The sequence below is a fragment of the Limnoglobus roseus genome, assembly GCF_008254045.1.
Lineage (GTDB): Bacteria > Planctomycetota > Planctomycetia > Gemmatales > Gemmataceae > Limnoglobus > Limnoglobus roseus.
Window position 1 is genome coordinate 3,807,270 of record NZ_CP042425.1, and the last position, 22,034, is coordinate 3,829,303.

Genomic DNA, 22,034 nt, shown 5'->3' on the forward strand with positions numbered 1-22,034 from the left:
GGGCCGGCCGTGTTTTTTCCTTCGCCCTTGCCACTGCGTGACGGCCCAGCCAATCTAATCTGCTCATCCTCTCGGCCGACCTCACGAGACTCGTCATGCCCCCGCCCAGCGACCCGCCCGCGGACTTCCGCCCGTTCGTGCCCGCGACCGAGACGCCGAAGGAATTCACCCTCACGCCGATCATTGTCGGCACGCTGCTCGGCATCGTCTTCGGGGCGTCGTCGGTCTACCTCGTGCTGAAGGTCGGCATGACGGTGTCCGCGTCGATTCCCGTCGCGGTTCTGTCGATCACCGTGTTCAAAGCGTTGTCGAAGGCGTTCAAACTCCGCACCTCGACGATCCTCGAAAACAACATCGCCCAAACGGCCGGGTCCGCGGGCGAGTCGATCGCCTTCGCCGTCGGCCTCGTCATGCCGGCCCTGCTCGTCCTCGGCTTCGACATCGACGTGATCCGCGTCATGACCGTCGGCGTCCTCGGCGGGCTACTCGGCATCCTCATGATGATCCCGCTGCGGCGGGCGTTCGTGGTGAAGAAACACGGCGAGTTGAAGTATCCGGAAGGGACGGCGTGCGCCGACGTGCTGATCGCCGGCGAGAAGGGCGGCTCGACGGCCCGGATGCTGTTCCTCGGCTTCGGGCTGGCGTTCGCGTACCAGTGGCTGATGAAAGCGTGCAAGCTCTGGAAGGACGAAGCCGAGCAGGAACTCTACGACCCGAAGACGGGCGACGGCCTGAACGGGGCCGCCATCGGTTCGGAGATGAACCCGTCGCTGCTCGGCGTCGGGTACATCATCGGCCCACGGATCGCGAGCATCATGGTGGCCGGCGGCGTGCTGGCGTACCTCGTGTTCGTGCCGACGATCAAGTACTTCGGGGCCAACCTCGATCAGCCGCTCGCGCCGGCCGTGTCGAAGATCGACGACAAGACGGGCAAGGACGTCGGCCTCATCAAGAACATGAGTTCTGGACAAGTGCGGAACGCCTACATCCTGTACATCGGGGCGGGGGCGGTCGCGGCCGGCGGCATCATCAGCATGGTCAAGGCCCTGCCGGTCATCTTCGGCTCGGTCGTCGCCGGCTTCCGCGATATGCGGGGCGGCGTCGGCGTGCCGACGGCCGGGCTACGCACCGACCGGGACCTGCCGATGTCCGTCGTCCTCTTCGGCAGCTTGGGGCTGGTGGTTGCCCTCGCGGTCGCCCCGTCGCTCGGCCTGGGCTTGAACGTAACAGGCATCGCCGGCGCGTTCCTCATCCTGCTGTTCGGTTTCCTGTTCGTCACGGTGTCGAGCCGACTGACCGGCGAAATCGGTTCGTCGTCGAACCCGATCTCCGGCATGACGGTCGCCACGCTCCTGCTCACCTGCCTGATTCTGCTCGGCCTGAACGAGTTCGGCGTCATCGGCCTCGGCAAAGGCACGAAGTTGCTCGCGCTGACCATTGCCGGGGTGGTGTGCGTGGCGTGCAGCAACGGTGGCACGACCTCGCAGGCCCTCAAGACCGGCCACCTCGTCGGAGCGACGCCCATCTGGCAGCAGTACGCCATCCTTATCGGCTCGCTCACGTCGGCCGTCGCCATCGGCTTTGTGCTGCTGCTCCTAAACCAGGCCGGCACGGTGTACACGAAGAAGAACCTGCCGCCCGTGACGGTAGAGGTAACGAAACTGACCGCGAAGGACACGGTGCGGGTCGGACAGTACGCCGACGATAAGGCCGAGTACTTCGTCCTCGTCGTCGGCAAACGGGAGAAGGTCGATCCGACCCTGATCGTCGGCGGCGAGGCGGAAGCCGCGAAGGTGACGCATGGCCGGTTCCTGGTCGATGCCGCGGGGAAAATCGTCTACCGCTGCGACCCGGCCGTGAACGGAGACCTGAAGGAGCAGGACAACGGCGAGAAGGTCGAGAACAAATTTGACGCCCCGAAGACGGAACTGATCGCGCTCATCATTGACGGCATCCTCGACCGCAATCTGCCGTGGAACCTTGTCATCCTCGGCGTGCTGATCGCGATAACGCTGGAACTGTCCGGCGTGCCGTCGCTGCCGTTCGCGGTCGGCGTGTACCTGCCGCTATCGGCGTCGGTGCCGGTGTTCGTCGGCGGCATGGTCCGGTGGGCGGCCGACCAACTCCGCCGCAACCGCGACGAGGGCGATTCCAGCCCCGGCGTTCTCCTCGGCTCCGGGTACATCGCGGGGGCGGCGATCGCTCAGGTCATCGTGGCGTTCCTGGAGTTCTGGCCGTCGATCCCGAAGGCGCTCGACCTGAGTGGGAAGTTCGAGCACGTGAAGATCGGCGACGTGCCGTGGAACGATAGCAACGTGCCGACGGTGGCCCTGTTCGGGCTGCTCGCGGTGGTCCTGTTTGCGGTGGGAACGGAGCGATTGGGGAAGAAGGCGAAGTGAGGTCAATGCCCAGGGAGGACCGTCCCTGGGCTTTCAGTCCTTCTCAAAACCGCGGTGGGTCTTTCCGCACCAACTCGTTCGAGAAGTCGAGCGAGTCGAGTGTTCCGGCATCTGTCCAGTAGCCGTCGAGGATGCTGTACCCCATGCGGCCCTGCTTCAGGTAGTGGTTGTTCACGTCGGTAATTTCTAGCTCGCCGCGGTTCGACGGCTTCAGCGTGCGGATCAGGCCGAACACGTCCGGCGGGTAGACGTAGATGCCCACCACGGCGTAGTCGCTCTTCGGGTTCGCCGGCTTCTCTTCAATGCTCACGACTTGCTCGCCGTTCAGTTCCGCCACGCCGTATCGGCCGGGGTCGGGCACTTGCTTCAGGCCGATCCACGCCCAGTCGGGCCGGGTGTTCGCCTTCTCGATGAACGAGATCAGTGGGTCGCGGAAGATGTTGTCGCCGAGCAGCACGCACGACCGGCTGCCCATGCAGAAGTGTTCGGCCAGCCCGAGCGCTTGCGCGATGCCGCCGGCTTCGTCCTGCACGCGGTACGTCAGCCGACAGGCGTGGTCCTTGCCGGAGCCGAGGAGTTCGACGAAGTCGCCCATGTGCTCGGTGCCGGAAACGAGCAGGACGTCTTGCATCCCGGCCCCGGTTAGTTTCTTCAGTGGGTGGTAGACCATCGGCCACGCGCCGACGGGCAGCAGGTGTTTGTTCGTGACCTTCGTCAACTCGCCCATGCGAGTGCCCTTGCCGCCGGCCAGGATAACGCCGCGAATGGACATGCTGTTCTCCGTGTGAATCCTTGCCGGACCGCAGAGCCTCCGCGTCGCGGCGAACCTAGCTCAGTTTGCCGTACTGCGTTTCGTAGTACTTCAGGTAGTCCTTGTTCTTGATCCCCGCGATCCAGTCGCCGTTGGCTTTGTACCAGTCGATCGTTTCCTGCAAACCCTGGTCGAACGAAACCAGCGGCTTCCACCCGAGTTCGCGCTCGGCCTTCGTGCAGTCGATGGCGTACCGGCGGTCGTGGCCGGGGCGGTCGGCGACGTAGCGGATCAGCGACTCGGTCTTGCCCAGGAGTTTCAGGAGCAGTTTGGTGATCTCGATGTTCGCCCGCTCGCAGCGGCCGCCGAAGTTGTAGACCTCACCGGCCTTGCCGTTCCGCCACGCGGCTTCGACGCCGCGGCAGTGGTCGAGGACGTGAATCCAATCGCGGATCTGCATGCCGTCGCCGTACACCGGCACCGGCTGGTCGTTCATCAGGTTCGTCACGAACAGCGGGATCAGCTTTTCCGGGAACTGGTACGGGCCGTAGTTGTTCGAGCACCGGGTGATGACCGCGTTCATGCCGAAGGTGTGCTGGTACGCCTTCACGAGCACGTCGCTGGCGGTTTTGCTGGCCGAGTACGGGCTGCTCGGGTCGAGCGGCGTTTGCTCGGTGAACAGCCCCGTCGGGCCAAGACTGCCGTAGACCTCGTCGGTGGACACCTGCACGTACTTCTGGACCTTGAACTCGCGGGCGGCGTCGAGCAGGATTTGCGTGCCGAGGACGTTGGTCTTGATGAACGGGCCGCTGTCCTGAATGCTGCGGTCGACGTGACTCTCGGCCGCGAAGTGGATCACGTCCGTCACGCCGAGTTGCAGGGCCGCGCGAACCTCGTCACGGTTCGTGATGTCGCCCTTGATGAACTTGTAGTTCGTGTGGTTCGCAACGTCTCTCAGGTTGGCGAGGTTGCCCGCGTAGGTCAGCGCGTCAAAGTTGATGACTTTGCAACTCGGGTCCGTCGCCAAGAGGTGGCGGACGAAGTTGCTGCCAATGAACCCACACCCGCCCGTAACCAACAGCGTCGGCATAACGATTCTCGCAAACGGAACAGTCTGTGGGGAGGTTTACCGGAATCACCGACCGGAGTCAAACCGAACGCGCGTAGTGAGGACAATTGGCATTCGCACTGGATTCTCGCGAATCGTCCGCTATATTACTATTGTCACGCGACGTAATGCACCGTAGACTACTTTCGCAGTCGCACGTTACCCGGCACTTGCCGATACGGACCAATCAGAAATTGCTCCGTCTCCCCTAGTGAAGTCTTTCGTGATCCAACTAGTGTGAATCTCCAAGTGTAATCGTATAATTATCGTGGTTCCGTTTCCTGCCATTGGCAGGAGAATTGCTTGATCGACGGAAACGATTTCGGGTAGTGATTCTGCAAGATTGCGTGTTAGAACGGAATTGTCCCGAGTATTACTCAGCGTTTCGTTCGGCGTGCACGGGCGATGGATCGCCAGCCCGTCGGAGTCGATCCCCATCAACGGGGTCGAAACCCCGCCCTTGATGAATTGTGACTTTCAAACTTTTAACACCCGCGGCGCGGTCGCCCAGGGTGGTGTCTGCTCCGTTGTTTTCCATTTCAGAGGATGCTGTTATGCCCGACGCCAAGAGCGTCGAAGGGTCGCAACGACCCGTCGTCCGGAAACGTGTCGTCCGCAAGGTCGCCGATGCAGCGGCCGCCCCCACCTCTGCGGCCACCCCGGAATCCACGGCTTTCCCCCCCATTCCCGAAACTCCCGCGGCCGAACCGGCCCCCGCCCAAACGCCAACGGCTCCTCCGGCCCAGGCACCTGTGGCAGAAGTGCCGGCCCCGGCCCCGGCACCAGCCGCCCCGCGAGTGCAAGCCGAACGCCCAGCCCTGCAAGTGCAAGCTGAGCCACCCGCGCCACCGGCACCGCGAGCGCAAGCCGAACGCCCCGCCCCCCGGCCCCAAACCGACGCCCCACGCGCTCATGCCGAGCAACCCGCTCACCGACCGCAGGCCCCAGCCCAACGGCCCCTGCCGCCGCGTCCGGCCAGCCCGGCTCCGATGATGCGGGATCGCATGGACCGCGACCGCGGCGACCGCATGGAGCGGAACGACCGGGACCGTGGCGATGACCGCTTTGACCGGCCCGAGCGTCAAGAACGCCCCGCCCGCGGCACCGGCCCGGCCGTCAAACTCGACGACCTGTACCGGATGCCGATGCCGAAGCTGTTCGCCCTCGCCGAGAGCGAAGGGATGCGCGAGCACACCGGCATGACCCGAGCTCAACTGATCGTCGGCGTCGTCCGCCGGCAGATCGAACGCGGCGAAGTCGTCCGCGGGTCCGGCACCCTCGAAGTGCTGCCCGACGGCTACGGCTTCCTCCGCAGTGCGGCCCACAACTACCTGTCCAGCCCAGAAGACATTTACGTGTCGCCGAGCCAGATCCGCCGGATGAGCCTGCGGACCGGGTACGTGGTCGAAGGCCCGATCCGCCTCCCGATCGAGAATCAGGACAACTTCGCCCTGATGCAGATCGAACTCGTCAACGGCAAGCCGGGCGACGAAACCTCGACGGTGACGAGCTTCGCCGACCTGACGCCGCTGCACCCAAACAAGCGGCTGACGCTCGAATCGACGCCGGACGAACTGTCGATGCGAATCGTGGACCTGATCACGCCGATCGGCAAGGGCCAGCGGGGGCTGATCGTGGCCCCGCCGCGGACCGGCAAGACCATCCTGCTCTCGAAGATGGCCAACGCCATCCTCAAGAACCACCCCGAAGCCTACGTTTTCGTGCTGCTCGTTGACGAGCGGCCGGAAGAAGTGACGGAAATGCAACGCCTCGTCAGCGGGACCAACGCTGAAGTGGTGGCCAGCACGTTCGACGAACCGCCCGAGGAACATATTCACGTGGCCGAAGTCGTGCTGGAAAAGGCGAAGCGGATGGTCGAGTTGAAGCGCGACGTGGTGATTCTGCTCGACAGTATCACTCGTCTCGCTCGCGCTCACAACACCGAGGCCCCCGGGGGTGGCAAACTTCTGTCCGGCGGCCTCGATAGTAATGCCATGCAGAAGCCGAAGAACTTCTTCGGGGCGGCCCGCAATGTCGAAGAAGGCGGCAGCCTGACGATCCTGGCGACCGCCCTGATCGACACCGGCAGCCGGATGGATGACGTGATCTTCGAGGAGTTCAAGGGCACCGGCAACATGGAACTCCACCTCGACCGCCGGCTCGTCGAGAAGCGGGTCTACCCCGCCATCGACGTGAACCGAAGCGGCACGCGGAAGGAAGACTTGTTGCTCCACCCGGAGGAACTGACGAAGATCGCCATGCTCCGCCGCGTGCTGGCTGACATGCACCCGACGGAGGCGATGGAACTGCTCGTCAACCGTGCCCGCAAGAGCAAGAGCAACACCGAGTTCTTGTTGAGCATGAATCTGAACTAATCCTCGCACCACGACGTGTTGGAGTTTGATCTTCAGCGTGCCGCGACATATCGCGGACTGAACCGAGAACTCCGGCACGAACCGTTCACCCCAACCACCCCCAGCATCGGACATATCCGGGCGGGGGTGGTTGTGTTTAGATGGAAGCGAACGATGGTAAGTCGAAATTGCTCTCGATCGAGAATCGACTATGACCGAAGACAGTTGGCTGACTTCACCCGACGCGAACGCGCTAATCTCGTTCGCCCGTTCGCGTAAGACGGCGTGGCGGCGCGGTGCTTGGGGCCGGAAAATGCGCCAGGTTTGGTGCCACTTCTACCGCCAACTGTGGGACAGACTGCCGGACGACTCTTTCCGTACCGCGCTGACGGCCGCCGAACAGCACATGGACAAAGTCATCTCGCGAGACGAGTTCCGGTACGCATGTACGGACGCGCTCCAAACCCTTCACTGGTTGAAATCGCCGCTCAGTAATCCGTTCGTAGGGTTTCTGACGCAAGTCGAGGGGTCCAAGTGTAACGACCTTGTGACCCGCCACCACCCGCCCGAACTGAGGGAGGCCGTCCGCGACATCTTCGGCAACCCGTTCCGCCCCGTTGCTTTTGCCTCCACGTGGAGGACGTCCACGGCCGTCGGCGTCGCGCAGACGATGTACGACGCCCGCGACTTCGGCGCGATGCCGATTCTCGCCGACGCACTGCAAGACGCCGGGTGCGAAAATGCGAACGTCCTCGACCACTGCCGCGATGAGAAGCAGACGCACGTCCGCGGGTGCTGGGTCGTGGACCTCGTGCTAGATAAATCCTGACACCCGCCGCCGGTCGTCCGCGGCTTGTTACGAACTCGTGTACCCGTTTCAGCGATCTTCAACTAAATCACCCTCATGACCACCGCCTACCCGCTCAAATTCGAGCCGATCTTCAAGACCATGCTCTGGGGCGGAACCCGTTTGCGGCCGTTCCTCGGGCACACGGCCAGCGACGAACCGACCGGCGAGGCGTGGTTGCTTTCCGACGTGGACGGCAGCCTCAGTCGCGTCGCCAACGGCCCACTCGCGGGCACCACCCTGCGGGAATTGCTGGTCCAAGACGCGGAAGGCATTCTCGGGGGGGCGAAACTGTCGAACGGGCGGTTCCCGCTGCTGCTGAAGTTCTTGGACGCGAAGACGGAATTGTCGGTGCAGGTCCACCCGAACGACGATCAGGCCCACGCCAAGAAGCCGGGGGCGCTGGGCAAGACGGAGGCGTGGGTCATCCTCGACGCCGACCCCGAGACGAGCAAGCTGTACGCCGGGTTCCGCCCCGGCGTCACGGCCGACTGCTTCCGCACGGCGATGGCGAGCAAGACCACGCCGGACACGCTCCACCAGTTCACGCCGCGACCCGGCGATTGCGTCTTCCTCGAAGCCGGCACGGTCCACGCCATCGGGCAGAACCTGATGCTGTTCGAGGTGCAGCAGACCAGCGACATCACTTACCGCCTCTACGACTGGGACCGCGTGGACGCCAAGACGAAGCAGCCGCGGGAACTGCACGTCGACGACGGGCTAGAGTGTTCGAACTTCGACTTGGGGCCGTGCCACCCCGTGACGCCAACGCAGGCTGGCGACCGCGACGAACTGGTGGCGTGTCGGTACTTCACGATGCACCACCGACAGCCGAACTGCCGCATTCGGGTGGACAAACCGGGGGAGTGCCGGTTGCTCGTCGTGCTGGAAGCCGACGGTCCGTCGGAAATCGAGTGGGGCGACGGCGATGCGGACGCCCTGCGGCCCGGCGACGTGTACCTGCTGCCGGCCAATCTCGGCGAATGCACCGTGCTGCCGTCGGGCCGGTTGCGGCTGCTGGAAATCGGCCTGGGTGAGGCCGCTTCTGCCAAGGTGCCCTCATGCTCATCGACCTCAACGCGGACCTCGGTGAAGGTGCCGGCCTAGACGCCGAACTGATGCCGCTCATCACGTCGGCGAACGTCTGCTGCGGCGCGCACGCTGGCAGTGCCGACACGGTACGGGCGGCTCTGGAACTTGCGGCCGAACACGGCGTCGCCGTTGGGGCACACCCCGGCTACCCGGACCGCGAGAACTTCGGCCGCCGAGAACTCGACCTGACCGACAAACAAGTCGCCACCCTGACCATCCACCAAATCGGCGCGATCCTCGGCTTGTCCCGCATTACCCGATCACAAGTCGAGTACCTGAAGCCGCACGGGGCCTTGTACAACCAGGCATGCCGCGAGGCGAAGTACGCCAAGCCGGTGATCGCAAGTGCCTTCCTCAACGGCCTTTCCGTCGTCGGTCTGCCGAACTCGGAACTCGAAGCGGCGGCTAAGGCGGTCGGCCTGCCGTTCATCGCGGAAGGCTTCGCGGACCGGCGGTATCGGCCCGACGGTTCACTCGTGCCGCGGACCGAACCGGACGCCTTCCTGCACGACCCGACGGAGGCCGTCTCGCAGGTCGAATGCCTCATCCGCGAGAAGGGCGTGCGGACCATCTGCGTCCACGGCGACAACCCGGAAGCGGTCGCGTTCGTGCGGGCCGTACGGGAGGCGATTTTGGCCCGCGGGCACGAGCTCCGGGCGTTCACGGGGCGATTGTGAGACACTTTCCGGCGGTGCGAAATCGGGATGGAATTTCAGACGTGGGAGGAAGCTTTTGCCCTGTTTTCCAGGCAGTTGGGGCGTCTTTCACCAGGCGAAAAAGTCAACCAACTCCGGTCTAGACCGCTTATCCGGAGCAATCGCACACGAATTCGGCAAAAATTGCAATTTTGCCTCAAGTCTCGCCTGGGCTTGTGTTGACCGCGCCCTAGGGTCAACGTAGACTTGCCGCGGCTTGACCCGTGTCAAACAGCCGTAAACCCAGACCCCGACGACGTGCGTTCGAAAGACCCCCTCGACGAACCCACCGCCTGCCCGGGACCACCAAGGAAACCAGGTTACCCATGCCGGAAATGAATTACTGGCGAACGGACCGCCCAGACGAGGGGTACGACCTTGCCGCCGACCAGATGCTCGGCTTGCCCATTCGGACCCACCTGCCGGAAAATTACGAACCCGGTTACGCCTACCCGCTCTTGGTGCTGTTCCACGGCCGGGGCGGCAACGAGGACCAAGTCCTGCGCCTCGCGCCGAAGATCTCGAACCAGAACTTCATCTACCTGAGCATCCGCGGTCCGGAACCTCTCGGCAAGCGGCCGAGCGGGCAGAAGGGCTTCGGCTGGAAGCACGCGAACGCCGACGAGATGTACGGCGAGTACGTGCGGCTGGCCGTTGAACTGACCCGCCGGACGTACCACATTCACTCCGAACGGGTTTACCTCGTCGGCGTGAATGAAGGGGCCGAAGCCGCGTACCGGGCCGGGTTCGCCCTGGCCGGGAAGGTCGCCGGCGTGATCGCCCTGAACGGCACCATGCCCCGCCCGACGGAAGGCCGCCCGGTCTTCCACCCGTCCGAAGCCCGGCAGATGAAAGTCTTCCTCGGCCAAGCGACCGGCGACGAAACCGCCGATCGCACCGGCATGGCCCGCGATTACAAGTCGCTATATGCCGCCGGGGCCGACGTGCGGTTCTTCGAGTACCCGCACACCACGAAGCTGCACGCGGCCATGTTCCGCGACATCAACCGCTGGGTCGTCGGGGCTGTCAACGCCGAGCACGACCTGTACGCCGTGCGGGACTGACTTTTTCATAGAGTGAACGGGTGAAGGGGTGATCGGGTGCCGGGGTAAAACCCGCACCGTGTCACCCCTTCGCCCGTTTCATCCTTCAACGAGCCGAGTCCGATCGCATGAGCAAGACCATCCTCGCCGTCCTGGCCCACCCCGACGACGCTGAATTCCTCTGTGCCGGGGTGATGGTCCGCTTGCAACGCGAACACGGCTGGGCACTCCACATCGCGACGATGACCCCCGGCGACTGCGGTTCCACCGAGTATCCACCGGAGGAGATCGCCCGCATTCGCCGAAGTGAGGGCAATGCCGCCGCGAAGGCCATCGGCGCGACATACCACTGCCTGGAAGAGCGAGACCTGCGGGTGGTGTACGGCGAGGCAGTGCTAGAGAAGACCGTGCGGCTCATCAACAAAGTGCAAGCCGACGTGGTGCTAACGCACAGCCCGGACGACTATCACCTCGACCACGAGCAGACGAGCAAGATCGTGCGGGCCGCGACGTTCGCCGCCCCGATCCCGAACTTCCTGCACGGCCGCCACGACCACCCGCCGATCGCGCACATCCCGCACCTCTACTACTGCGACCCGCTGGAAGGCAAAGACGCCTTCGGCCGCCCGATCCCGCCGTCGTTCCGAGTCGACATTTCGAGCGCGATCGACGCGAAGTCGAAGATGCTGGAGTGCCACGAAAGCCAGCGGGCGTGGCTGCGATCGCACCACGGCGTCGACAACCTCGTGGAGTCGATGCGGCATTGGTCCGCTGCCCAGGCCGAAGGCCGCGGCGTCGCGTTCGCCGAGGGCTTCCGTCAACACCTGGGCCACAGCTACCCGCAGGGGAATTTGTTGGGCGAGTTGCTGGGAGTGGTGTGACCTCGAAGGATCGCGATTCCGGCGGGGATACCGATTTGCAAACGCTGCCCGAACTCTGGTCGCGGCTCCACGGCATAACTTGCCTGACATTTGAATCCCGCAGCGAGGCGGGGACAGGTTGGGACGGAACCGGGCGAGGGGATGTTCGAGTTTCCGAGCTGTCGCCGAATGTCCTGACCTTCGAAGAATCGGGGGCCTGGTCGCCTCGCGTCGGGATTGAAACACGGTTCACCAACACCTTTCGATGGACCGCGGGAAACGATTCGCTCCGACTCGAACACCTCCGGTTCGGAGTCGATAATCCCGTACTTCTCTTTGATCTCATCCCCTCGGTTCACGGCGAATGGAGGGAAGCCGAGAGCCACCATTGCGGCGAAGATTGTTACTCGGGAATTTTGAAGGTGGTCGGCCCACAAATCGTCTTCACGTGGTCGGTGCGAGGCCCGCGGAAGCAAGAGGCGATCCGGTACCTCTATTCTTGATGCGATTCGCGCCGCGTGAAGCCCTAGTAAATAAGCCTCCGCGTTCTTGACTCGCTCCGCGAACCCCTGTAAACCTTCAAGACTCTGTTCCCCCAGCCCGCCGAACCCTTTTTCGGCCGGACACGCGCTGTCCCTCAGCGGAAGTTCACGCATGACCCCTTCCGAACCGACCCCCGACGCCGTTCCCGAAACGCCGCCGGCCGACGCCACGCCGCCGATCACGGAGGCCGCGCCGCCCGCCGCCGAGGCAACAGCGACCGAGGTGGTGCCACAAACCGCCGAGAACGCGACGACTGCCGTCGAACCGCAGCAGCCGACACCGGCCGCACCGAAGGAGCCCGCGCTGCCGTCGCAGCCGGTGCCCGAGGTGCCGCCCGCGCCGCAGTCGCAGGACTTGTCGCGGCTCGCGCAGGACTTGCAAATCCGGCGGATGCACGTCGAGGCCGTCGTGCAGTTGCTGGACGAACAGAACACGGTGCCGTTCATCACCCGTTACCGCAAGGAACGGACCGGCGGGCTGGACGAAGTCGCCATCCGCCGCATTCAGGACCGCGTCGCCGCCCTGCGTGCGTTGCGCGACCGCAAGCAGACGATCCTGCGGACCATCGCCAACCAGGGCAAACTGAACGACGACCTGCAAGCGGCCATCCTCGAAGCCGACCACCCGAAACGGCTCGAAGACCTGTACCTGCCGTACAAGCCGAAGAAGCGTTCGCTCGCCACCGAGGCTCGTGAGAAGGGGCTGGAACCGCTCGCCCAGGCGATTTGGAACAAGGACGAAACCGTCGCGAATCTGGCCGAGGTTCTGCCGGGGATGGTGAACCCGGACCAGAAGCTCAATACCGTCGAAGACATCCTCACCGGCGTGCAGCACATCCTGGCCGAAGTCATCTCCGAGTTCCCCGACGTGCGCGGGCCGCTGCGGGCCTTCACCTGGGACACCGCCGTCCTCGCGTCGAACCGGCCGGAAGGGCTGCCCGAGGAGAAGGGCAAGGAGTTCCGCGAGTACTTCAGCTTCAAGGAGCCGGTGCGGATGATCCCGCCGCACCGCGTGCTGGCCGTCAACCGCGGCGAGAAGGAGCAAGTCCTCAAGTTGAAGTTCGAAGTCGATGCGGAACGGGCCAAGCACATCGCCGCCGACCACCTGCCGTTGGCTGACCACACGCACCGCGACATCCTGACGAACGCAATGGTCGATGCCGTGGATCGGCTGATCCTGCCGAGCCTGGAGCGCGAAATCCGCCGCGACCTGACGGAGCGGGCACAAGACCACGCGGTGGACGTGTTCGCCCGCAACCTCCGCGGCCTGCTCTTGCAGCCGCCGCTCCGCGGCAAGCGGGTGCTGGCCATCGACCCCGGCCTTCGCACCGGTTGTAAGATCGCCGCCCTCGACGAGACGGGGGCACTGCTCGAAGACTCGGTGGTCTTCCCGCACCAACCGCAGAAGAAGGCCGCAGAGGCGAAGCGGAAGCTCGAACAGTTCATCCGCAAGTACCAGACGCCGGTCATCGCCATCGGTAACGGGACCGCCTGCCGCGAGACGGAGCAACTCGTCTCCGACCTGATCGCAGAGTTGGAAAACCGTCGCCTGAACCCGCAGCCGACCGTCACGCAGTCGGAATCGGTCACGGTCGAGCCGACTACCGTGGTGCCCTCGGCCGTGGAAGCGGCGGCCGCGCCGGTCGAGTCGGTGATGATTACACCGCCGTCGATCTCGGCCGAGAGTTTCAGCACGATGACCTCCACGCCCGGCGAGGCGACCACCGTTTCCACGCCGACGGAAGCAACGGCCGAATCGGTGACGACGACGGAAGTGACCGCCACCGCCGTGACGGCCGAGCCGACCGCCCCGCCGCCACCGCCCGCGGAAGTGATCGTCCTCGACGGCCTGCCGGACGCGCCCGTTGACCTCGCTTACGTCATCGTCAACGAGGCCGGGGCCAGCGACTACTCCGCGTCGCCGATCGCGAAGGAAGAGTTCCCGAATCGCGACGCCACCACCCGCGGCACGGTGTCCATCGGCCGTCGCCTGCAAGACCCGCTGGCCGAACTGGTGAAGATCGACCCGCAGCACGTCGGCGTCGGCCTGTACCAGCACGACCTGCGGCCGAAGTACCTGAAGGAATCGCTCGAAGCGGTCATCGAGTCGTGCGTCAACCACATCGGCGTGGACGTGAACACGGCCAGCGTGCCGCTGCTCCGGCACGTGTCGGGGTTGAACCAACTCGCCGCCCGCGAACTGGTCGAGTACCGCAAGGTCCACGGTGCGTTCAAGACCCGCGAGCAACTCAAGAGCGTGCCGCAGATGGGCGAAGCCCGCTTCACGCAGGCGGCCGGGTTCCTGAAGATCAACGACGGCGACGACCCGCTCGATATGACGTGGGTCCACCCGGAAAGCTACGAACTGACGAAGAAAGTCCTCTCCGAGTTCGGCCTGACGCCAGCCGACCTGCGGGACAAGGCGAAGGTCGAGGAACTCCGCGGCAAACTGAACCAGGCCAACCCGGACGAGATTGCCCAGAAGCTCGACGTGGCGTTGCCGACGCTCGTGGACATCTTCCACTCCGTCGCCCGCCCCGGCCGTGACCCGCGGGAGGAGCTGCCGCCGCCGGTCTTCAAGAAGGGCATTCTGAAGCTCGAAGACGTGACCCCCGGTCTGGAATTGACCGGCACCGTGCTGAACGTCGTCCCGTTCGGGGCATTCGTAGACATCGGTGTGAAAGAGAGCGGTCTGGTTCACATCAGCCAGATGGCGAACCGCTACATCAAGTCGCCTTACGAGGTGGTGGCGGTCGGCGACGTGGTGAAGGTGTGGGTGATGGAGGTGAAGCCCGGTGACAAAAAGATTTCGCTGTCGATGATCCCGCCCGGCCAGGAACGGCAGCCGATGGGCCGACCGGAGCCGCAGGCCGAACGGCCCCGCCGCGAGCCGCAGCAGCGGCCACAACAGCCACAAGGCGACCGCCCGCCGCGGCCGACCGGCCCGCCCCGAGGCACCCGCCCCGGCGCACCGGGCGCACCCGCCAGTCGGCGGTTCGACCGCCCCCGGCCGGCCCCGCAACCGCCCGCCGAAGCAACCCCGGCCACGCCGCCCCCGCCGCCGCGACCGCAAAAGCCGCGGCCGGTGGTGAAACTGACCGACGAGAAGAAGGCCGGCAAGGCGGCGCTCAACACGTTCGGGGAACTCGCCGTGTTCTTCAAGGCGCGGACCGAGCCAGACGCGCCGAAGCCGGAGGATAAGAAAGAGACGCCGCCGGAAACACCACCCGCCAACGGGTAACACTCAGAGCCCATCCGTCGCGACGCAACAAAACCCGCAGGTGCGATTCGAAGTACCTGCGGGTTTACTATTTTGCTCACCGGACGAAACCACGGTCGGTCGTCCGGCGATGCGAATGGGAGGTAAGCAGGCCAGCCGCCGTCCCGACGCACTGGATCAACGGCGGGCTCTGTCAACCGCTCTCATCGGCCTTGTCAACAAGTCTGCCCTGTCCGTTCGCCCGGTTCGAGATTATTCTGTCCGCGGGCGGTGTCGTCTCCCAATTGTCGACCGCTCGGGGAGGATGGGCATGAACGCCCCTTCCAAAGTCGGGAGTCTCACCCATCACCACACGTAACTCTTCGACTCGCGCGATCTGGACGCACCGACCCGTACATCTCGATCCCCGGTTCACGCAGGCCGCCAACGGGGGCGAGCGGATGAGTTAGCATGTGGGGGTGAGGAAGGTGTAGGCTAGAGGGTTGGAGCTCGGGGAGAGGTCCGTGATGGATTCCAATATTCCCGCGGACAGGCTGAGCCAGATCTCCACCATGTGGACGGGGCTGGCCCGCCGCGACGATGTGCAGGCTGACGAGAGCCGAGCGGCGGCGGCCGCGTTTCTTGATCGGTATTATCAGGCGGTCTACGGCTACCTCCTGCGTAGCGTGAAGGACCCTGACCGGGCGGCGGAACTCTTCCAGGAATTCGCCTTGCGGTTCCTCAAAGGGGATTTCCGCCATGCGGATCCCGGGCGGGGTCGTTTTCGCGATTACCTGCGAACGGTCTTGATCAACCTTGTGCGCCGCAGTTCCAGCAAACCGGTGAACGTGGCCTTGGCGGCAGAGCCGGAAGTGTTGCCGGAGGAGCCTGTCGACGGAGAATTTCTGACACACTGGCGCGAAGCAATCCTCAACGTGGCCTGGCAGGCTCTCCAGCAGGAGCAGAACCGCGGCGGGCCGCCGTACTATTCCGTGTTGCGGCTGCGGGCGGAGAAGCCGGACCTCACTTCTGTCGAGTTGGCCGTGCAACTGACGGCAAACTTGAAGGCCATCGAGGCGTACACGGATGCGAACGTGCGGAAGATTCTCCAGCGGGGCCGGGAGGTGTTTTCAGACAAGGTGGTGGACGAGGTGGCGCGATCGATTCCCACGCGGGATGAGGACCGCGTGGCGCAGGAGTTGATCGATTTGGGGTTTCTCGGCTTCTGCCGTAAGGCGCTCGACCGCTGGCGGGTTCAGTAGAGCCAACGGCGATTCCAATCGCAACACGCCGCATACCACGGGAAGCATCGGAGCCACGACGCGGTCCGTGCGAACGTGCCAGGCTTTGAAAACCACACCCATCCCATCCGAACTGAGTTGCTCCCGCAGTTCGTACCCCCGCAGCGGCAGCACCGCCAAGATCATTGGTGCGGCCATCTCGATCTGAATCACCTTCGTCTCAGGCACCTCTGCATCGGTGTACGCGCTGCCGCTGAGGGGCAAACCGTCTCGGCCGTCAGCGATTCATCGTCGTCCCAATCTCAGTGCCGGCCGTGGAGGGCGACGGACACCTTCCCCTTCCTCTGAACTTTTTTGTCACAGCCCGCGGGGTCGCGACTAGGTATTCGCGTGGGTCATTCCGGCTCACCCTGTCTTACCCCTGTCGGAGCGGCGGCCAATGGCCCGCCCGGCCCCGTTCGGAGTCCCTTCCATGTTCTCCATCATGACCAACTGGATGAAGTCGAACTCCAAGTCCCGCAAGGCCCGCCGGGCCGCCCCGCGAGTTACCCTGAGCCTGTCCGCCCTGGAGGCGCGGGAGGTCCCCGCGGTGCTCCACGCGGATTTGGTGAACGCCTTCAACGCCGGGACGGACGTCGCCCGCACCGCGGCCAACGCCGCCGGCGTGGTGAGCACTTTCGCCTCGGACGTGCCCGTGCTCAAGGAGGACGTCGCCTCCGTGGCGAAGCTGGCGGACCAGTTCACCGCCGCCTTCGCCAAGTTGAACGAGGCCGCCGCGACGGCCGGCAGTGCCATCGCCGGCGTGGACGCCGAATTTCAGAACCTCGCCAAGCAGATCCAGGACACGGTGCCGGGGTCCACCGTCACCCGCTTCAGCCTCACGCCGGACGCCGGCGGCGACCTCGTCCGCATCAAGTACCACTTCGAGAAGGCGATCGACCCGCAGTCCTTTAGCGCCGGCGGGGACAAGAACGGCTTCAGCTTCTTCGACGACGCCGTGAACGGCAAGATTCAGGGCTCGCTCTCCAGCGACAAGTCCACCTTCGTCGTAGACGTCGATTACGGCGTGGACCTCGTCAACGGCGTGCCCACGTTCTACGTCGCCGAGGGCAGCAAGCTCGCCCTCAACAAGCTGCACATCGCCGGCGACGCCAAGGGCGAACTGGCGATCCGCTCTTTGGCGAGCGTCAGCGTCAGCGGCAAGCTGGACGCCAACGTACAGGGCAACGTCAGTCTGGTGGACAACAAGGACGGCACGGCCGACAAGCGGGTCCGCGTGTCGGCGCTGGCTTCCTCCGCCGTCGGCGACCTCACCGGCACCTCGGTCACGCTGGGCACCGCCGCGTCGCCCATCACGTTCAGTGCCAAGGTGCCCGTGTTCGGCACCATCACCTGGACGGGCCAGTTTGCTGGTAGTTTCACCGGTACCAACTTCAGCGTCGATACCGCGAACACGAAGCTCAACGCCCCGGACCCCGTGCAGGTGCTGAAGCAAGCTGTCACCGGCGTCATCGGCTCCTTCGCCGGCGACAACCTGCCGCTCCTCTCCGGCGGACTCAAGAGCGTCCTTTCCGGCAACCTGCCGGACCTTGGCAGCATCAACATCCTTCACGAACTCGGCCTCGACACCGGATCACTTTCCTTCAACGCGAACGCCACCAGCGTCAACAACGCCACCGGCGCGAATCCGGACGTTATCCTGACCGCCATTAAGAACGCCCTGCCGGCGGGGTTCGAACTCCTTCCCGGCAAGACCCTGACGTTCGACAACGCCAAGGCCGCCGTGGACGACCTCATCAACGGTAAGTACGTGGACCTGGTGCGGTACACCATCTCCGGCGAGCGGAACCCGCTGCAAGCCAGCCAGACCCTGCCGCCGGTTACGTTCCCGATCCTCCCCCCGGCCCTCACCGCCACGATTAGCTTGGGCCTGGAAGAGAAGGCCGGCGTGAAGTACTTCGTCGGCGTCGGGTTCGACACCACCGGTCTCTACATCGACCCGCGGACCAACCTCTCGCTCTCTGGCAGCATCCAGTTGACCGCCGAGGCGACGGCCAAACTCTTCGGCATCGCCGGCGTCGGAATCAGCATCGGCGCGGGCGCGTCTCTGGACGGTGGCGTCAAGTTCAACGACCCCGACCCGACCGACGGCAAGATCTACCTCGACGAAGTCTTCGACCCGAACAAGAGCGTCGCGGACAACCTCGCCAACAGCATGACGTTCTTCGCCGACGCCAACCTCTCCGGCAGCGTCCGCCTCAAACTCGCCATTCCCTTCCTGCCGGACATCACGCTCGCGGAGAAGGAATACCGCGGCCAGAAGCTCTTCAGCACGGCCAGCGACAAGACCGTCCAGAGCACGACGGGCCAGGCCAGCTTCCGCAAACTCGCCCTGGTGCCCACGCAGATCCTCAACGTGGACTCGCTCATCAACGCCAACGGTGTGCTGGCTATCAACGCCGCGGCCGATGCGAACGGTGCCAACGTGCAACTGTCACAGGAGAACGGCAACGTGAAGGTGATCTGGTTCGGTCGCGGCGTGGGCACTGCCACGAAAGCCGTGACCAAAGTGGTCTTCACGGGCACCGGCCTCGCGGACCGGCTGGAGTCCTCGGACACGTTCAGCATTCCGATCCAGGCCACGGGGGGCGACGGGAACGATCAGTTCACGGGCGGGGCGGCCGCGGACATCCTCGACGGCGGAAACGGCTCGGACATCCTCATCGGCAACGCAGGCAACGACACGCTCAAGGCCGGGGCCGGGTTCAACACCGTCCGCGGCGGCGACGGCAACGACATCATCACGGCCGGCGACGACGGCAACGCCCTCTTCGGCAACGACGGTGCGGACAACATCACCACCGGCGCAGGCAGTGACCAAATCGACGGCGGTGCCGACAACGACATCATCAACGCCGGGAACGGTGCCAACGTCGTCTTCGGCGGCGACGGCAACGACAAGATCACCGCCGGTGTCGGCAAGGACGTACTCGACGGCGGCCTGGGCAACGACACCATCGACGCCGGCGACGGCGACGACCTCCTCATCGGCGGCGACGGCGCGGACACCCTTCGCGCCGGAGTCGGCAACGACCGCCTGGTCGGCGACGCCGGCGCGGACCGGCTCGAAGGGGGCGCGGGCAACGACGTCCTCCGTGGCGGGGCGGACAACGACACGCTCATCGGCAACGCCGGCGACGACATCCTCGCGGGCGGGACCGGCCTGGACACCGAGTTCGGCGACGACACCGCCATGCTCGGCGCCGAGAGCGGCCGCGACAGCTTCGAGATCGACTTCAACGACGCTGACAGCCTGAACGACGTCCTCCGCGGCGGCCCGGAACGCGACGTCATCACGATCAGCGGCGGCGTGGACGCCGTCACGAACGCCGAAAAGGCAGACGACATTCTCATCGCCCCCACGGCCACGGCGGGCGTTTTCAGCGCCGGCCGCCGCGGCGTCGGCTCCACGGCCGCCCGCCAGACCGTCTTCTTCAAACTCACCACCGACATCGAGAACGTGATCGTCCGCGCCGGCGACGGCAACGACCGCATCGAGGTCGCCGAGAGCATGACCACCGGGTTGAGCGTGGACGGCGGCCTCGGCGACGACACCATCCTCGGCGGCGGCGGCAACGACCTGCTCTACGGCAACGCCGGGAACGATACCATCGACGGCCGCGGTGGCAACGACACCATCTACGGCGACGGCGACAATGGTGCCGCGCCCATCCCCATCGTGACCGTCGCGGCCGCCAACGAGGGCAACGACACACTCCAGGGCGGGGCGGGCAACGACGCCATCTACGGCAACGGCGGCCAGGATCGCATCGACGGGGGCCTGCTCCGCGACTTCGTGTACGGCGGCAAGGGCAACGACATCCTACTGAACACCGGCGACGGCTTCGGCGACGAGATGGACGGCGGCGAGGACGACGACGTGATCGTCGGCGGGGCCGGGGCCGATCTGATCCGCGGCGGCGACGGCAGCGACACCGTCCTCGGCGGCGACGGTGGCGACGACATCGACGGTGGCGAGGGGGCCGATACGCTCGTCGGCGAGACCGGCCGCGACGTCATCAGCGGCGGCGGCGGCAACGACACCCTGAAGGCCTTCCTTGACAACAGCCTCCGGGCCACCCTCGGGGCCATTTACCAACTGGTGCTCCCCGCCCTCACCGCGCCCGCCACGCAGGCCGAGGCGAGTACGCTCTCGGCACCCCTGGAAACCGAGCGGACCCAGTTCACGAACCTGAAAATCCAGGTCGAGGCGCAACAGGCGGCCCTGCCGCCGGACCAGCAGGCCACGCTCCAACCGCAACTGACGCTGATCTCCAACCACCTGAACGACCTGGACTCCCGCATCCAAGACTTGCGGCTCTACGCGACGAACCTGACGGACACGCTCCGCGGCGACGCCGGAAACGACACGCTCGTCGGCAGCCCCTACAACGACAGCCTCAACGGCGGGGCGGACGCCGACACGCTCCAGCAGTCCGACCTCGGCCAGTTCGGCGGCGACCTGTTCAACGGCGACACCGGCGACGACGTGTTCGTGATCCTCGGCACCGCCCTCGCGGACGCCATCACACTGGAATCGCCCAGCGACGGGATCGTCAACGTCTTCGGCAACGGCGGCGTACTCCTGGGCAGCTTCGGCTCCGCCAACCAGGCCGCGTTCCTCGGCATCGAGAACGTCCGCATCGACGCCGGCGACGGCGACGACACCATCAGTCTGTCCGGCCTCGGCAATCGCGTCCCCGTCACCGGCAGCATCCAAGTGACCGGCGGCAACGGCAACGACACCATCAACGCCGCGGGGTACAACGGCCCGACCGTCCTGAACGGCGGCAACGGGAGCGATGTCATCACCGGCGGTTTGGTCGATGACCTACTCTTCGGCGGCGACGGTGCCGACACCCTCGACGGCGGCACCGGGAATGACACCATCTACGGCGACAACCCGGTCACGCAAATCCTCGACAAGTTCGGTCGCATCGTCATCCCGGGCAGCACCGGCGGCATCGGCAACGACACCATCCGTGGCGGGGCTGGCAACGACACCATCTACGCCGGCGCCGGCGACGACACCGTGGACGCCGACCCCTCCCTCGGCAACCCCGGTTCCGGGAACGACGTGATCTACGGTGGGGACGGCAACGACACCATTACCGCCGGTTTCGGCAGCGACTACGTTGACGGCGAGGCCGGCAACGACCTCATCCGCGGCGACACGTTCCTTACTGCGGCTGGGGCCGCCACGGACCCGGACGGCGACACCCTCATCGGCGGCCTCGGGGCGGACACTTTGTACGGCTCCGGCGGCAGCGATCTCCTCATCGGCAACGCCCTCAGCGGGGCCAACGACGGCTCGGTCGACATCCTGGACGGAGGTGTCGGGGCCGACACCGCCCGCGTCAGCTACATCGGGCCGAAGGAGACGTTGATCGGCATCGAGACGCTGGATGTCGCCCGCGCCGCCACCACGGCCGTCCTGGTCCGCAACGATTTCTCCATCGTCGCGGTCGAACTCGGCGGCAACGTCTACGTTGGCGGAGTCCTTAGTGCCGACCACGCCACCGACGTTCAACAGTCTCCGGACGGGAAGGTTCTGTACATCCAGACGACCGCCGACAGCCTCGTCGGATTCACGGCCTCTGGCAAGCGGACGGTCATGATGACCAACATCGATTCCTTCACCGTCCAACCCGACGGCCGCGTGAAAGTGGTCCAGACGAAAATTATCAAGTCCGAGGCGGTCACAGTCACCACGACCCTGAACGCCCTGGCCCAGTGAGCGAGTCCGGACAAACTCCAACAACGCGGGGTGGACTACCACCCCGCGTTGTTCTCGTGTTCGAGTCGAGCAAACCACAGGCGCCGTCCTGGTCCTAGCCGAGTCC

Annotated in this window: 13 protein-coding genes; 11 read left to right on the forward strand and 2 right to left on the reverse strand. The window is 65.2% G+C overall.

The features are described 5' to 3' along the window. Positions 1–95: 95 nt before the first annotated feature. Complete coding sequence (locus tag PX52LOC_RS15845) at positions 96–2,399, forward strand: OPT family oligopeptide transporter (RefSeq protein ID WP_149111033.1); 2,304 nt, start codon at positions 96–98, stop codon at positions 2,397–2,399. Positions 2,400–2,442: 43 nt separating this feature from the next. Here PX52LOC_RS15845 and PX52LOC_RS15850 read toward each other — a convergent pair whose 3' ends face one another. Both PX52LOC_RS15850 and rfbB read right to left on the reverse strand, forming a co-directional pair. Continuing rightward, complete coding sequence (locus PX52LOC_RS15850) at positions 2,443–3,171, reverse strand: sugar phosphate nucleotidyltransferase (protein ID WP_149111034.1); 729 nt, start codon at positions 3,169–3,171, stop codon at positions 2,443–2,445. Positions 3,172–3,226: 55 nt separating this feature from the next. Next, entirely contained in the window at positions 3,227–4,240 is a 1,014-nt protein-coding gene (rfbB, locus tag PX52LOC_RS15855; protein ID WP_149111035.1) for a dTDP-glucose 4,6-dehydratase, read from the reverse strand. A 1,022-nt stretch (positions 4,241–5,262) separates the two neighbouring features. On the opposite strand from rfbB, the gene rho reads away from it, so the two are divergent. The 10 genes from rho to PX52LOC_RS43610 all read left to right on the forward strand — a co-directional run bounded on the left by rho (position 5,263) and on the right by PX52LOC_RS43610 (position 21,928). Continuing rightward, positions 5,263–6,633, forward strand: coding sequence for a transcription termination factor Rho (gene rho / locus PX52LOC_RS15860; protein ID WP_218575443.1), 1,371 nt, complete (start codon positions 5,263–5,265; stop codon positions 6,631–6,633). Positions 6,634–6,823: 190 nt separating this feature from the next. After that, positions 6,824–7,441 carry a hypothetical protein gene (locus PX52LOC_RS41965; RefSeq protein ID WP_218575494.1) on the forward strand — a complete coding sequence of 206 codons (618 nt, stop codon included), beginning with the start codon at positions 6,824–6,826 and terminating at the stop codon, positions 7,439–7,441. A gap of 75 nt (positions 7,442–7,516) precedes the next feature. Beyond that, entirely contained in the window at positions 7,517–8,566 is a 1,050-nt protein-coding gene (locus tag PX52LOC_RS15870; RefSeq protein ID WP_149111036.1) for a type I phosphomannose isomerase catalytic subunit, read from the forward strand. Further along, positions 8,521–9,228, forward strand: coding sequence for a 5-oxoprolinase subunit PxpA (locus tag PX52LOC_RS15875; protein ID WP_149111037.1), 708 nt, complete (start codon positions 8,521–8,523; stop codon positions 9,226–9,228). The genes PX52LOC_RS15870 and PX52LOC_RS15875 overlap by 46 nt, the downstream gene beginning before the upstream one ends. A gap of 344 nt (positions 9,229–9,572) precedes the next feature. Beyond that, positions 9,573–10,310 (forward strand): alpha/beta hydrolase, encoded by a 738-nt coding sequence (locus PX52LOC_RS15880; RefSeq protein WP_149111038.1) that lies wholly within the window; start codon positions 9,573–9,575, stop codon positions 10,308–10,310. A gap of 107 nt (positions 10,311–10,417) precedes the next feature. Next, positions 10,418–11,170, forward strand: a complete 753-nt coding sequence (locus tag PX52LOC_RS15885) for a PIG-L deacetylase family protein (RefSeq protein ID WP_149111039.1) — start codon at positions 10,418–10,420, stop codon at positions 11,168–11,170. Then, a complete protein-coding gene (locus PX52LOC_RS43870; RefSeq protein ID WP_390637340.1) occupies positions 11,167–11,652 on the forward strand; it encodes a DUF6314 family protein in 486 nt (161 codons plus the stop codon). The genes PX52LOC_RS15885 and PX52LOC_RS43870 overlap by 4 nt, the downstream gene beginning before the upstream one ends. A 151-nt stretch (positions 11,653–11,803) precedes the next feature. Beyond that, positions 11,804–14,932, forward strand: a complete 3,129-nt coding sequence (locus tag PX52LOC_RS15890) for a Tex-like N-terminal domain-containing protein (protein WP_149111040.1) — start codon at positions 11,804–11,806, stop codon at positions 14,930–14,932. Positions 14,933–15,393: 461 nt separating this feature from the next. Then, positions 15,394–16,152, forward strand: coding sequence for an RNA polymerase sigma factor (locus PX52LOC_RS15895; RefSeq protein WP_149111041.1), 759 nt, complete (start codon positions 15,394–15,396; stop codon positions 16,150–16,152). A 451-nt stretch (positions 16,153–16,603) separates the two neighbouring features. Next, on the forward strand, positions 16,604–21,928 hold the full coding sequence (locus PX52LOC_RS43610; protein WP_168219023.1) for a calcium-binding protein: 5,325 nt from the start codon (positions 16,604–16,606) through the stop codon (positions 21,926–21,928). Positions 21,929–22,034: the final 106 nt, after the last annotated feature.

What these genes read in the sequence shown, in the direction of transcription:
- PX52LOC_RS15845 (WP_149111033.1), top strand. Translation starts at nt 96, where the DNA reads ATGCCCCCGCCCAGCGACCCGCCCGCGGACTTCCGCCCGTTCGTGCCC.
- PX52LOC_RS15850 (WP_149111034.1), bottom strand. Translation starts at nt 3,171, where the DNA reads ATGTCCATTCGCGGCGTTATCCTGGCCGGCGGCAAGGGCACTCGCATG.
- rfbB (WP_149111035.1), bottom strand. Translation starts at nt 4,240, where the DNA reads ATGCCGACGCTGTTGGTTACGGGCGGGTGTGGGTTCATTGGCAGCAAC.
- rho (WP_218575443.1), top strand. Translation starts at nt 5,263, where the DNA reads ATGGACCGCGACCGCGGCGACCGCATGGAGCGGAACGACCGGGACCGT.
- PX52LOC_RS41965 (WP_218575494.1), top strand. Translation starts at nt 6,824, where the DNA reads ATGACCGAAGACAGTTGGCTGACTTCACCCGACGCGAACGCGCTAATC.
- PX52LOC_RS15870 (WP_149111036.1), top strand. Translation starts at nt 7,517, where the DNA reads ATGACCACCGCCTACCCGCTCAAATTCGAGCCGATCTTCAAGACCATG.
- PX52LOC_RS15875 (WP_149111037.1), top strand. Translation starts at nt 8,521, where the DNA reads ATGCTCATCGACCTCAACGCGGACCTCGGTGAAGGTGCCGGCCTAGAC.
- PX52LOC_RS15880 (WP_149111038.1), top strand. Translation starts at nt 9,573, where the DNA reads ATGCCGGAAATGAATTACTGGCGAACGGACCGCCCAGACGAGGGGTAC.
- PX52LOC_RS15885 (WP_149111039.1), top strand. Translation starts at nt 10,418, where the DNA reads ATGAGCAAGACCATCCTCGCCGTCCTGGCCCACCCCGACGACGCTGAA.
- PX52LOC_RS15890 (WP_149111040.1), top strand. Translation starts at nt 11,804, where the DNA reads ATGACCCCTTCCGAACCGACCCCCGACGCCGTTCCCGAAACGCCGCCG.
- PX52LOC_RS43610 (WP_168219023.1), top strand. Translation starts at nt 16,604, where the DNA reads ATGTTCTCCATCATGACCAACTGGATGAAGTCGAACTCCAAGTCCCGC.